Source organism: Cobetia sp. 14N.309.X.WAT.E.A4 (assembly GCF_030397495.1).
GTDB lineage: Bacteria > Pseudomonadota > Gammaproteobacteria > Pseudomonadales > Halomonadaceae > Cobetia > Cobetia marina.
Map to the genome: position 1 here is coordinate 104497 of NZ_JAPNXT010000001.1, position 13511 is coordinate 118007.

Sequence of the window (13511 nt, forward strand, 5' to 3'; positions counted from 1 at the left end):
TCACCTGGCCCTCGGCGCCGGTGATGGTGATGTCGTTTCCTTTTCGCGTGTGCCGTTTGCCAGTTGCCATCTGCGGGATGCTTCTGGCGCGTGAAGCGCACGCGTATATCTCAAGATTCTAGAAGGCGTGCCCACCGGGCACGGACAGGGATAGATGATGCTGGGTAAATTTCTGACCAAGGTAGTGGGCTCCAAGAACGACCGTGAGGTGAAGCGACTGCGCAAGCGGGTCAATGCCGTCAATGCCCTCGAGGAAAGTCTCGAATCACTAGCGGATGAGGCGCTGACGGGCAAGACGGCTGAATTCCGTGAGCGCCTTGCGCAAGGCGAGAACCTCGACAAGCTGTTGCCGGAGGCCTTCGCCACCGTGCGTGAGGCCAGCAAGCGCATCATGGGCATGCGTCACTTCGATACCCAGATGGTAGGCGGCATCGCGCTGCATGAAGGGCGCATCGCCGAGATGAAGACAGGCGAAGGCAAGACGCTGGTGGGGACACTCGCCGTTTACCTGAATGCCCTGGCTGGTGAAGGCGTTCACGTGGTGACGGTCAATGATTACCTGGCCACGCGTGATGCCAACTGGATGCGTCCGCTGTATGAATTCCTCGGGCTGAGCGTGGGCGTCATCTTCTCCGGCCAGAACAACGAGGACAAGCGTGCCGCCTACCAGGCCGACATCACCTACGGCACCAACAATGAATACGGTTTCGATTACCTGCGCGACAACATGGCATTCGCGCTGGAAGACAAGGTCCAGCGCAAGCTGCACTACGCTATCATCGATGAGGTCGACTCCATCCTGATCGATGAGGCGCGCACGCCGCTGATCATTTCCGGTCCGGTGGAGGAGAATACCGACCTCTACAAGATCATCGATCGCATGGCGCGTGAGCTCGTGCAATGCACCGACGAAGAAGATCCGGAGAGTGGCGATTTCACTCTCGATGAGAAGCAGAAGCAGGTCGAGCTGACCGAGCAGGGCCATCAGAAGGTCGAGTCACTGCTGCGTGCCCAGGAATTGCTCGGCGAGGAAGACTCTCTTTACGCCGCCCAGAACCTGAGTCTGCTGCATCATGTGCACTCCGCGCTGCGTGCCCAGAAACTGTTCGTGCGGGACGTCGACTACATCGTCCACAACGGCGAGGTGGTGATCGTCGACGAGCATACCGGCCGCACCATGGTGGGTCGTCGTTGGTCCGAGGGTCTGCATCAGGCCGTCGAGGCCAAGGAAGGCGTGGCGATCCAGAAGGAAAGCCAGACGCTGGCCTCGACCACCTTCCAGAACTACTTCCGTCTCTACGAGAAGCTGGCCGGCATGACCGGTACCGCCGATACCGAGGCCTTCGAATTCCGTCAGATCTACAACCTCGACGTGATGGTGATCCCCACCAACAAGCCCATCGCGCGCAAGGACATGAATGATCTGGTCTATCTGACCGCGGAAGAGAAGTTCAACGCCATCATCGAGGATGCCCGCGAGAAGGTCGCCGAAGGCCGTCCGGTGCTGGTCGGTACGGCGTCAGTCGAGACCTCCGAACTGCTGTCCCAGATGATGCACAAGGCTGGCGTGAAGCATCACGTCCTGAATGCCAAGCAACACGTCAGTGAGGCTGCCATCATCGCCCAGGCGGGTCGTCCGGGCGCGGTGACCATCGCGACCAACATGGCGGGTCGTGGTACCGACATCATGCTGGGCGGCAACTGGGAAGCCGAGCTTGCCGAGCTGGAAGCGCCGACCGAAGAGCAGATCAACGAGATCAAGCATGGCTGGCAGGAGCGTCACGAGGCCGTGCTGGCAGCGGGCGGTCTGCACGTGATCGGCTCCGAGCGTCACGAATCGCGTCGTATCGACAATCAGCTGCGCGGTCGTGCCGGTCGCCAGGGTGACCCGGGCTCCACGCGCTTCTTCCTGTCGCTGGAAGACAGCCTGATGCGCCTGTTCGGCTCCGATCGCGTTCAGCGTTTGATGGGCGCGCTGGGGCTCGAGAAGGGCGAAGCCATCGAGCACAAGATGGTCTCCAATGCCGTCGAGCGCGCGCAGAAGAAGGTTGAGGGTCGCAACTTCGACGTGCGCAAGCAGCTGCTTGAGTACGATGATGTCGCCAACGATCAGCGCAGCGTGATCTACGAGCAGCGCAACGACATTCTGGAAGCCGACGAGATCGCCGAGAACATCGCCGGCATCCGCCGTGAAGTGCTGGACGACGCCATCTCCATGCGCGTGCCGCCGCAGAGCCTGCCGGAGCAGTGGGATCTTCCGGGGCTCGAGAATGACCTCAAGACGGACTTCAACCTCGACCTGCCGCTCGTGCAATGGGCGGAAGAGGATGAGCACTTCCATGAAGAGACTCTGCGTGAACGACTGCAGACGGCACACGAGGAACTCTATGCCGGCAAGGTAGAGGCTGTCGGTCCCGAGCTGATGCGCCGCTTCGAGAAGCAGGTCATGCTGCAGGTGCTCGATACGCGTTGGAAAGAGCATCTGCAGGCGATGGACAACCTGCGGCGCGGTATCCACCTGCGTGGCTACGCTCAGAAGAATCCCAAGCAGGAATACAAGCGCGAGGCGTTCGAACAGTTCCAGTCATTGCTGGTCAACATCAAGGCTGACGTGGTGCGCATTCTGAGTCACGTCCAGGTACGTCGTCAGGAAGAGGTCGACACGCTGGAAGAGGAGCGTCGTGCCAATCTCGAGCGCGAGCAGGCCAGTGCCGAGACGCGTCGCGTGGAAGATGACACCGTCAGCGATGAGAGCGTTCAGGCTGCCGAGGAGATCGTCGAGGCGCAGTACGGTGCGGCACCGCAGGCGCAGGGCGACAATGAGCCGATGCGCCGTGATGTCCCCAAGGTTGGCCGCAATGATCCGTGCCCCTGCGGTTCCGGCAAGAAGTACAAGCAGTGCCATGGCAAGCTGAGCTGAGATTTTCAGCGTTGAGCATAGCTTTTCAGTACTGAGTATCGAATGCATCGCGGAGCAGCACCGTCTGTCCCGCGATGCCGTGTAGTGACAGGACAACGCGACTGGAGACGTGAACGATGGCGGTAGGGCCTTCCACTTTCCCCGCAGACATGCCGGAAATTTCCGGCCTGCAGATCGGGGTTGCTGAAGCCGGTATCAAGAAGCCGGGGCGACGTGATCTGGTGATCATGGCGCTCGATGCAGGATCGCGTCTCGCGGGAACCTTCACGCGCAATGCCTTCTGTGCGGCACCGGTGCATGTCGCGCGTCGACATCTCAAGGCCGAGATCGATGGGCCGCGCTATCTGGTGATCAACACCGGCAACGCCAACGCGGGGACAGGTGAGCAGGGCATGACAGACGCGCTTGCTACCTGTGAGTTCCTGGCCGATGTCGCGGGTTGTGGTGCACAGGCCGTTCTGCCGTTCTCCACCGGCGTGATCGGTGAGCCCTTGCCGATGGATCGTCTGACCGGCGCACTGCCGACGGCCTTTGCGGCATTGGGCAAGGGAGGTTGGTCCGACGCGGCACACGGCATCATGACCACCGATACCCGGCCCAAGGGCAGCTGGCGTAGCGTGACGCTGGCCAATGGCGAGTGTGTCACCATTGCCGGGGTTTCCAAGGGCTCTGGCATGATCTGCCCCAACATGGCGACCATGCTGGGCTTCGTGGCCACTGACGCGGATCTCGCCATCGATCAGTCTGCGCTGGATGAGATGCTGCGCCGGGTCGTGGTCAGAAGCTTCAACAGCATCACGGTGGATTCCGATACCTCGACCAATGATGCGTGCATGCTGGCTGTCACGGCCAGGGCCGCTCGGGTCGAGGGTGAGGATCTGGTCGCCTTCGAGGCTGCGCTGGCCGACGTCATGCTCGAGCTGGCGCAGGCCATCATCCGTGATGGTGAAGGGGCGACCAAGTTCGTCACCCTCGAGGTGGAGGAAGCGCGCTCCGTGGAAGAGGCGCGTGCGGTCGGCTTCACCGTGGCTCACTCGCCACTGGTCAAGACGGCTCTCTACGCCAGTGATGCCAACTGGGGACGAATTCTGGCGGCCGTCGGACGGGCGCCGTTGGAAAATCTTGAGGTTGACGGCGTTGCGATCACGCTCAATGGCGTGAGCATCGTCGAGCAGGGCGGACGAGCCGCCAGCTATACCGAGGCTGCCGGCAGTGCTGCCATGGCCGAGGAAGAGCTGGTGATCGGTATCCGCCTGGGGCGTGGCCAGCAGAAGGCGCGTATCTGGACATCGGATCTGTCCCACGATTACGTCTCGATCAATGCCGATTATCGTAGCTGATGCCTGAGGGCAGAGGCTTACGCTGAAACGGTAATGCAACATCTCCCGCAGGCTTCGCCTCATCAGGGTGGAGTCGGATGTACAACGCGAGTCAAAGGTACAGGCATCATGCCGAAGCGAAGGGTTCACGTGGCGGCTGCCGCCATCTTAAACGAACAGGGCCAGGTCCTGATTGCACGCCGTCCCTCGACGGTGGATCAGGGCGGCTTATGGGAGTTTCCGGGTGGCAAGCTGGCGCCCTACGAAACCGGTCTGGAAGCGCTCAAGCGTGAGCTGTGCGAAGAGCTGGGGGTCGAGATCACGCGTGCTCAGCCGCTGATCCGCATTCATCACGAATATCCGGACAAGCATATCCTGCTGGATGTGTGGGAAACGCGTCAGTTCAATGGCGAGCCCTTCGGCCGCGAAGGGCAGGCAGTGCGTTGGGTCGAGATCGAGGACCTTTACAAATACGCCTTCCCGGCTGCGAATCTGCCGATTCTGCGCGCGGTCTCGCTGCCACGCGAGTATCTGATCACGCCGGAAGAGGCTGATGAGGGAATCTTCGAGACACGCTTGATCCGTGCATTGGATGAAGATGGCGTGCGCCTGGTACAGCTGCGTGCCAAGGAACTCGATGAGGCGGCGTACATTGCCCGGGCCGAGAAGGCGCTGGCGATCTGTCATGCACGTGGTGCGCGTCTGTTGCTCAATGCCGAGCCTTCCATGCTCGACAAGGTCGATGCGGACGGTATCCACCTGACCAGCGTGCGTCTGGCGGAGCTGGCAGAGAAGGGCGAGCGTCCGATCGCAGCCAACAAGTGGTTGTCCGCCTCGACGCATGATCAGGCACAGCTGGATCAGGCGGGACGGGTGACCTGTGATTTCGTCAGCCTTTCACCGCTGCGTGTCACGCCTTCCCATCCTGAGCGTGCGCCACTGGGGTGGCATGACTTCCAGGAGCTGGTCGAGCAGGCCTGCATGCCGGTCTATGCCCTTGGGGGGATGTCGCGCTATGACAGTGACCATGCGCGCGCCGTCGGCGCCCAGGGTATCGCATCGATCCGTGACTTCTGGAAGTGATGATCGCGCCTTGATGTCAGTTGCCTGAACGAAAAAGACCCTCGAGGCCAGCCTCGAGGGTCTTTTTTTGGCGAGCATCTTGAGCGTCGAGCTTGAGCCAGTCTGAACCAGCAGGGCTCTCTCGAGCGCTACTGCTGATTCAAGTCGCGCTCCATGCGTGCCACCATCTCGTCGATGCTGGTCTCGTCCATGGCCGGCTCGCCGGCGATGCTGTGGGACTCATCAGCCCAGGCGCCGAGGTCCAGCAGTTGGCAGCGCTTGCTGCAGAAGGGGCGGAATTCGCTGGCGGTGCTCCATGCCACGGGGGTTCGACATTGCGGGCAGGCAACGGACAAGGGCGCCTTATGGGGCTGTGAGGACGCGGAGTCAGACATCGGGAAGCTCCTGAAATGATGCATTGGAGGCGGCCAGCGAGCGATAGCGGACATCCATGGCCGCGACCTGCTCACGCAAGCTCGCCTGATTGCCGTTATTGTCGATGACATCGTCGGCCTTGGCCAGTCGTGTCTCGCGTGACAGCTGTGCCGCGAGGATGGCGCGTACCTGCGCTTCGCTGACACCATCGCGGCTCAGCGTGCGCGCCAGCTGAACATCCTGGCTGACATCCACCACCAGGGTGCGTGAGACGAGGCTGTCCTGGCCGGACTCGAACAGCAGGGGAGAGACCAGCAGGCGGTAGGGGCTGGTTATGGCCGCCAGGTGTTGCACGATGCGCTCCCGGATACGCGGATGGGTGCAGCGCTCCAGCCATTGACGCTCCTCGGGGGCAGCAAAGATCCGCTCGCGCAGCGCGGCGCGATCAAGCTCGCCCTGCGCCGTGACGATCGACTCGCCGAAGTGGGCGATGATCTCGGCCAGTGCGGTTTCGCCGGGACGCACGATCTCGCGCGAGACATCATCGGCGTCCACCCACTGGATGCCGAGCTCTCCGAACATCCGTGCCACACTGGATTTTCCGCTTCCAATACCACCCGTCACCCCGATGATGGGGCCTTGATTGAGCGCAGTCGTCATCAGGCACCTATCACGCTGAGGTAGAGGCTCATCAGCGGGGTGCCGAACAATAGCGCAATCCAGCCTGCCACGGCCAGATAAGGGCCGAATGGCATGGGGGCTCCCCGCAGGCGCGGCACCAGCAGTTGCAACAGGATGCCGAGTACTGCGCCGAGTCCCGCAGAGAGGATCAACAGCAGTGGCAACCACTGCCAGCCCAGCCAGGCGCCCAGTGCCGCCAACAGCTTGAAATCGCCATAGCCCATGCCTTCCTTGCCAGTCACCAGCTTGAACAGCCAGTAGAAGCTCCACAGCACCAGATAGCCGGCCATGGCACCAATCACGGCACTGGGCAGCATCAATGGCTGGAAAAGCAGTTGGTAGGCGAGACCGGCCCACAGCAACGGTAGCGTGATGGCATCAGGCAACAGCTGGGTGCGAAAATCGATCACTGACAACACCAGCAGTGTCAGACAGGCGCCGAAGATCCACAGGCTCTGTGCTTCCAGGCCGTAGATCAACGCGATGGAAGCGCCGAGCGCGCCACCGGCGAGCTCCACCAGTGGATACTGTGCACTGATACGGGTATTGCAGCTCGCGCAGCGGCCGCGGCGTTTCAGCCAGCCGATGACAGGGAGATTGTCATGCCATTTGATTGGGGTGTCGCAGCCAGGGCAGCGCGAGGCAGGCACCAACAGATTGAAGCGTGGCGACGCTTCCGGCTCCAGTTCCAGCGCTTCACGTGCTTCTGCACGCCACTGACGCATCATCATCACCGGCAGGCGTGTGATCACTACATTCAGAAAACTGCCGATCAACAGGCCGAAAATCCCCGCGAGGCAGGCCTGAAGAGCGGGGGAGAGGGAGGCGAGAGAATCCACGGAACATCCTTGTCAGAAAAGCTGGACTGGAAATGAGGCGGCCGCGCCCCTTCGGGTGTCGCGGCCGCCTGTCATGATGAAGCATCTGACCGTGAAGTATCAGATAGCGTTGCCGAGTTCGAAGATCGGCAGATACATCGACACCACCAGCCCGCCAACCAGAGTGCCCAGCACCACGATGATCAGGGGTTCCAGCAGTGAGGTCAGGGCATCGACCTTGTTGTCGACGTCCTCTTCATAGAAGTCGGCCACCTTGTTGAGCATGGCATCTAGAGAGCCGGCTTCTTCTCCGATGGCCACCATCTGCACCGCAAGTGTGGGAAACAGCTGAGTATTGCGCATGGCAAAGTTGAGCTGCTGACCCGTGGAGACATCCTCCTTGATCTGGGCGATGGCGCGTTCATAGACCTTGTTGCCGGAAGCGCCTGCAGCAGTATCCAGTGATTCTACCAGCGGCACGCCAGCCTGAAAGGTGGTGGCGAGAGTGCGTGAATAACGTGCCACGGATGACTTGTCGAGAATATCACCCAGCACCGGAATCTTGAGCATGAAGCGATGCATGGCATAGGCGAACTTGTCGGAGCGCTTCATGCCTTGAGCGACAAGTATGGCTGCCAGAATCACGGCGCCCAAAGCGATGTACCAATAATTCTGGGCGTACTCTGACAAAGTGATGGTCAGTTGAGTAAAAGCGGGTAGTTCAGCACCAAAGCCCTGGAACAGGCTTTCGAATTGGGGAACGACCTTGATCAACAGAATCGCCGTTACCCCGATACCCACACCAATGACGGCGATGGGGTAGTAGAGCGCTTTTTTCACGCGAGCCTTGAGGGAATCGATCTTCTCCTTGTAGGTCGCGACGCGGTCCAGCATCTTGTCGAGGGCACCCGCCTGCTCACCTGCGGCGACCAGGTTGGAGAAGAGATTGTCAAAATGTTGCGGGTGCTTGCGTAGTGCTTCCGAGAAGCTGGCGCCCGCACCGACCTGATTCATCAGATCTTCCACCAGGTGTCGCATGCCCGGGCTTTTCATGCTCTCGGCGACGATACCGAAGGCTTGCAGAACGGGGACACCGGCGCGAATCATCGTTGCCATCTGGCGGGCAAACATGGTGACATCCTTGCCGCTGACTTTCTTGCTGCCACCGAACAGGGCGGATTTCTTGCGCAAACGCTTGACGACGATACCCTGGCCGACCAGCGTATTCTTCACCTGGTCGACATTGGCGGACATCAGCTCGCCCTTGACCTTTTCACCACGCGAATTCTTGCCCGTCCATTGCCAGGTTTCTATGCCCGCCTTCTTCTTGTCTTTCTTGGCAGTTCTGATCGTCGCCATGTCGGTTGTCATTCCCTGATGAATGAGAGTCCCCGTCTTGACTCGCGAGACTCATGTTACACGTGAGCAGGCCAGTGGCTGCTCCTTCCCTTTGCCGCGATTTACACTGCTGGCAGTCAGTGCATGAGTGACCTGCTCATCGCGGTGGGAGGTAATCCACGTTCAATGTGCCTGATGACTGAGCAAAAGTCAGCGCTGGTGAAGATTGTTCACATCGGCGCTGTCAACGCTCCAGCATGTTGTCATCAATCCTTGGTGATACGGTTGACTTCTTCCAGCGACGTCATGCCCGCCATGACCTTGCGCAGGCCGCTGCGACGTAGATCCGACAACCCTTCCTTGCGCGCCTGGTCCGCCAGTTCTATCGCGGTGCCTTCCCGCATGATCAAGCGGCTCATCTCATCAGAGATGGGCATCACTTCATAGATGCCGACGCGTCCCTTGTAGCCCAGCGTGCATTGGCTGCAACCCGTCGGGCGATAGATGGTGGCATTTTCCAGATCTTCCGCACTGAAGCCATTTTCTGCGCTGAAGCCCATCGAGGCCATGGCTTCCTGGGGGATCTCGGCAGGTTGGCGACAGTGGGGACACAGACGCCGCGCCAGACGTTGCGCGATGATCAAGGAAACCGAGCTTGCGATGTTGAAGGGCGCGATCCCCATGTTGCTGAGGCGCGTCAACGTTTCAGGGGCAGAATTGGTATGCAGGGTCGAGAGCACCAGGTGGCCTGTCTGCGCGGCCTTGACGGCAATTTCGGCGGTTTCCTTGTCCCGAATCTCCCCGACCATCACCACGTCGGGATCCTGGCGCAGGAAGGCGCGCAGTGCCGAGGCAAAGTCGAGCCCTATCTTGGGTAATACGTTGACCTGATTGACGCCCTCCACCTTGAGCTCGACCGGGTCTTCCGCGGTCGAGATATTGCGCTCAGGCGTGTTGAGGATGTTCAAGCCGGTATACAGGGTAACGGTCTTGCCGCTACCGGTAGGGCCGGTGACAAGGATCATGCCCTGAGGCTCGCCAAGTGTCTTCTCGAACATGGCACGCTGTTCCGGCTCGAAGCCCAGTGCCTCGATGCCCATCTTGGCGGAACTGGGGTCAAGAATACGCAGTACCAACTTCTCCCCGTAAACAGTTGGCAAGGTGTTGACACGGAAATCGATGGAGCGTGACTTGGAAAGTCGCAATTTGATGGCGCCATCCTGAGGCAGGCGACGCTCGGAGATATCCATGCGCGACATCACCTTCAAGCGCGCCGAGATACGATTGCGCATGTTGAAGGGCGGGCGAGTATTCTCGACCAGCATGCCGTCGATACGAAAGCGAATCCGGTACGTAGATTCATAAGGTTCAAAGTGGATGTCCGAGGCACCGCGTTTGATGGCATCCAACAGTACCTTGTGAACGAAGCGCACGACTGGCGCATCATCACTATTGGCCGTGATGGCCATATCATGGTTGTTGTCTTCTTCGCCTTCGAATTCGAGTCCATCCAGAGCCTCACCATCTTCGCTCAGCATGTCCATGGCGCTTTCTTCGCCGGCTTCCAGATATTGTTCAAGCGCAGGTGCGAGTTGATCGGCGGCGACCAGCACGCTTTCAATCGACAGACCGGTGGCAAACTGCAACTCATCAAGGTGAGTCAGTGTCGATGGCGAGGGCACGCCGACGGTCAAACGATGTTCGCGTCGATAGAGCGGCAGTACGCCCAGCTTTCGCAGTACCTTCTCTGGCAGCTCATCAATGCTCGGGAGTGAATCGATACGTATTGCATCGAGATCCACATAGGGCAGCCCGTATTCCCATGCTGCCACCAAGGTGGCCTCACGTGCCGAAGCCAAGCCATGAGTGATGACATGCAGCAGCAGACTCTCGCCAGCCTCATTGGCCTCCTGCTCAGCCAGCAAGGCAGCCTGAGGCTCCAGCAAGCCTGATTCCACCAGGCGAGCGGCAAATCCCTTCAATGTCTGATCACTCTGGGGCATAGAAAAGTCCTGTGGCGAATCTGAAAGTCTGTCTTGCGGCTAGTGTCGATGAGCGCCGCGATACCTGACAGCCCCCAATACCGTTGCACGCTCTCGCCATGGTGGTGAGTTGCGAGAGTGCTGATGTTGTCTCCAGTGTAGCCTGATTGGCACTTGGCAGAAATGCCGGCACCCTCACTTTACCAGCCCACTCCCGAGCTAGAGGCTTGGAGGCAGCCGTCAGTGCCTCAGTCGGACTCGGCGATGTTCGAGCGGTGGCCAGGAGAAGATCCACTGATGGCGTGTCTTGAGAGGCTGACTTGCAGGGCAAAAGAGGGAGGGTAAAAAGGAGAGATCAAAGCAGGCCCTTGAACGCCGTCTTGTCATCAGACTGCCATCAAGGAGGGGAAGTCTGATGTAGTCAGGCAGTTGCAGTGAGCGTTGAGCTGCGTTGGTTTGATGGGCAGAAAGAATTTCATGGTGTTGCTTGCAATGTGACCGAGTGTAATCTATTGTAACTCACAAGCAGCCGTCAGCGCCGCCTTGAAAGCGACTTGCGACATGGCAATGGCACCTGAACTGTGGCTGTGGTATCAATCGTCCCGTCCGGTCGATACCCCGTGATATCAAAATGTTATGCTAACAATGGTGAGATGCTGATACAGAGTCGCAACGCTCGACACGGCATGTCACCCTAAGTAACAGTTTGATGTTCAGGGACAGTAACCGGGGTTTCAGGACGTACGACCTGATCTCACTACGCAAAGGCAAGGGAGTCACACCATGACACGCAAGCAACAGGCAGGTTTTACATTGATCGAGCTGATGATCGTGGTCGCGATTATCGGTATTCTGGCAGCAATTGCGATTCCGCGTTACCAAGATTATACAACTCGAGCCCAGCTTTCCGAAGCTTTCGAATTGGCTGCTGGTAAGAAAACTGACGTGGTTGATGCTATTAGTCAAGGCGAAGCATGTACTGATGTTAGTGGTATGGGGGACGCAACTACTCCTGCAGGAAGGTATGTGCAAACTGTAGTAGTTACTGGTACAGCTCCCTCCTGTGTTGTGACTTCCACTATGCGCAGTTCAGAAGTTTCTAGTGATATTGCTAGTGCAACAATTGCTCTTACAATGAGTGATACTGGCGGATCATACTCTTGGTCTTGCGCTACTTCTGATGGCACAGCGGCATTGGATGCTGCTTTAGTCCCCAAATCGTGCCAGTAAAATAAATTAAAAAAAAAACCGCCCCACGGGGCGGTTTTTTTGTTGTGTTCAATAAAGCGCTTCTTCTTCCTCTACCACATCCTTAAGCAGCTCCAGGAACAGCTTGTCCGCGTCGGAATGTTCCGCCGGATCTTCCGGGATATGGATGCTGGTAGTGTCAGAAATCTCGTTGGCGATGATGGCCAGCACCGCTTGCTCGCTTTTTCCTTGTTCTGCCCCTTCCTTGAGGCGCGCTCGCGCCACCACCAGTGACTGCTCGAGAATCTTCGGGTCTTGCAGCAGCTTGCGAATGAAACCTTTCAGTTCATTGATGATGCGTGTCTTGTGCATTTCGCCGGATGCGTTGCTCATGGCGTGCTCCTTGGGTGTTTGTGTGATCACTGAAGATGGGCAAGGTGACGAACATCATCGTCAATAGTGGGTTCGTTGAGGCACTGCACCGCCGCGCAGACTGCTGTGTATCGCAAAGTGTAACTCACGTTTCGGCGTCTTGGGCACGCGAAATGATGCTGAGTCTTATCGTGCCCAGCCAGCGGATGTCCTTCGCCAGGCGTTGCAGTTCATCGACTGTCGTGTTGCGTGAGGAAGGTGCCAGGTTACATTCGCTGAGCGAAGTGAATGCCTGTTCGGCAACCTCCAATTGGACATCGACATGTGGAGCACTCGAGGGAGCAGAGGGGGGTGTGGTGACATGATTGACATAGTGAAGCATCAGCCCGCTGCGTTCTTGCCATACAGGGTGTAACTGCCAGCAGACATCAAGTGCAGTGATGATCTCGCTGCGCAGCGGCAGTGGCTGCATGGGTGTGGGATGTGTCGTATCCGCCTGGCCGATATGTGAATCGTCTTCGGGGTCGATGTGATAGAGCACATCGCTGAGCTGGGGGAATTCTGACTTGAGGCGTGCCACGGCGTGATGGCCGATGGCATGACCTTCGGAGACGCTGATGCGTGGCGCGACCAGCAGGTGGACTTCCAGCACGATACGACCGGCGAGCGTGCGACTGCGAAGATCATGTGCGCCACGCACTTCCGGCAATGACAGCAGGCATTCACTCATGGCGCGTTGTTGTTCGCGTGGTAGAGCGGTGTCGATCAATTCCCGTGAGGCTTCCCACGCCAGCGATATGCCGATCTTGCCGACCATCACCGCGACGATGATGGCAGCTATCCCATCCATCCAGCCCGCCCCGAGCTGAGTGCCGATCAAGCCCACCAGCACGGCGACGGTCGAGAGCGCATCGCTGCGTGAGTGCCAGGCATTGGCTTCCAGCAGTCTGGACTTCTGTTTGCGAGCCACCTTGAGCGTTGCACGAAAGATGGCTTCCTTGGCGATCAAGGAAATCACCGCGACGCCGATGCCCAGGGCACCTGGCAGCGGAATGCTCAGCGTGCCGAATATCAGCTCCCAGCTGCGCAGCACACCTTCCCAGCCGATTGCACCCGCCACGGCGATGAGTAAGCTGCCAAGCACCAGCGTGCCCAGCGTCTCGATGCGTTCATGCCCCCAGGGGTGGGAGCGATCCGGTGCCTGACGGCCGAAGTGAGTGGCCACCAACACGAAGGCATCCGTCACCAGGTCTGACAGTGAATGGATGCCATCGGCCATCAAGGCTTGAGAGCCGACCAGCTTGCCGACGATCAGCTTGGCGACGCCCACCACCCCATCCAGCGCCGCGCCGATCAGGGTGATGCGCTGCGCCTCACGTCTGGCCTGTGCGGCAGAATCTGTCTTCGTCTGAGCGGATGTCGTCATGGGAAGCTCGCGGCAGGCCGGGTGTGAGGG

General features: G+C 59.2%; 11 protein-coding genes. 4 read left to right on the top strand and 7 right to left on the bottom strand.

Annotated elements, in window-relative coordinates:
• The first annotated feature begins 157 nt into the window (after positions 1 to 157).
• From secA to OW493_RS00495, 3 genes are all read left to right on the top strand, one after another.
• The gene (secA, locus tag OW493_RS00485; RefSeq protein WP_289862779.1) at positions 158 to 2920 is read left to right on the top strand and encodes a preprotein translocase subunit SecA; all 2763 of its coding nucleotides are present in this window, start codon (positions 158 to 160) and stop codon (positions 2918 to 2920) included.
• Between the two features lie 116 nt (positions 2921 to 3036).
• Positions 3037 to 4260, top strand: a complete 1224-nt coding sequence (argJ, locus tag OW493_RS00490) for a bifunctional glutamate N-acetyltransferase/amino-acid acetyltransferase ArgJ (RefSeq protein ID WP_289862781.1) — start codon at positions 3037 to 3039, stop codon at positions 4258 to 4260.
• Positions 4261 to 4368: 108 nt separating this feature from the next.
• Positions 4369 to 5322, top strand: a complete 954-nt coding sequence (locus OW493_RS00495; RefSeq protein WP_077371708.1) for a Nudix family hydrolase — start codon at positions 4369 to 4371, stop codon at positions 5320 to 5322.
• 128 nt (positions 5323 to 5450) lie between these two features.
• Here OW493_RS00495 and yacG read toward each other — a convergent pair whose 3' ends face one another.
• The 5 genes from yacG to pilB form a co-directional block, all read right to left on the bottom strand.
• Positions 5451 to 5696 carry a DNA gyrase inhibitor YacG gene (yacG, locus tag OW493_RS00500; RefSeq protein ID WP_289862784.1) on the bottom strand — a complete coding sequence of 82 codons (246 nt, stop codon included), beginning with the start codon at positions 5694 to 5696 and terminating at the stop codon, positions 5451 to 5453.
• Positions 5689 to 6336: a dephospho-CoA kinase gene (gene coaE, locus OW493_RS00505; RefSeq protein ID WP_289862786.1), complete on the bottom strand. Its 648-nt coding sequence runs from the start codon at positions 6334 to 6336 to the stop codon at positions 5689 to 5691. The genes yacG and coaE overlap by 8 nt, the downstream gene beginning before the upstream one ends.
• Positions 6336 to 7196: an A24 family peptidase gene (locus tag OW493_RS00510; protein ID WP_084209205.1), complete on the bottom strand. Its 861-nt coding sequence runs from the start codon at positions 7194 to 7196 to the stop codon at positions 6336 to 6338. Before OW493_RS00510 ends, coaE begins: the two co-directional genes overlap by 1 nt.
• 99 nt (positions 7197 to 7295) lie before the next feature.
• On the bottom strand, positions 7296 to 8534 hold the full coding sequence (locus OW493_RS00515) for a type II secretion system F family protein (RefSeq protein WP_289862788.1): 1239 nt from the start codon (positions 8532 to 8534) through the stop codon (positions 7296 to 7298).
• A 245-nt stretch (positions 8535 to 8779) separates the two neighbouring features.
• A complete protein-coding gene (gene pilB, locus OW493_RS00520) occupies positions 8780 to 10516 on the bottom strand; it encodes a type IV-A pilus assembly ATPase PilB (protein ID WP_279855174.1) in 1737 nt (578 codons plus the stop codon).
• A gap of 762 nt (positions 10517 to 11278) precedes the next feature.
• Here pilB and OW493_RS00525 point away from each other — a divergent pair.
• Complete coding sequence (locus OW493_RS00525; protein ID WP_289862789.1) at positions 11279 to 11725, top strand: pilin; 447 nt, start codon at positions 11279 to 11281, stop codon at positions 11723 to 11725.
• A 48-nt stretch (positions 11726 to 11773) separates the two neighbouring features.
• On the opposite strand, the gene OW493_RS00530 is transcribed toward OW493_RS00525, so the two are convergent.
• Together OW493_RS00530 and OW493_RS00535 are read right to left on the bottom strand one after the other, a co-directional pair.
• Positions 11774 to 12076 (bottom strand): hypothetical protein, encoded by a 303-nt coding sequence (locus tag OW493_RS00530; protein WP_077371726.1) that lies wholly within the window; start codon positions 12074 to 12076, stop codon positions 11774 to 11776.
• 124 nt (positions 12077 to 12200) lie between these two features.
• Positions 12201 to 13481 (bottom strand): cation diffusion facilitator family transporter, encoded by a 1281-nt coding sequence (locus OW493_RS00535; protein ID WP_289862791.1) that lies wholly within the window; start codon positions 13479 to 13481, stop codon positions 12201 to 12203.
• Between the last annotated feature and the right edge of the window lie 30 nt (positions 13482 to 13511).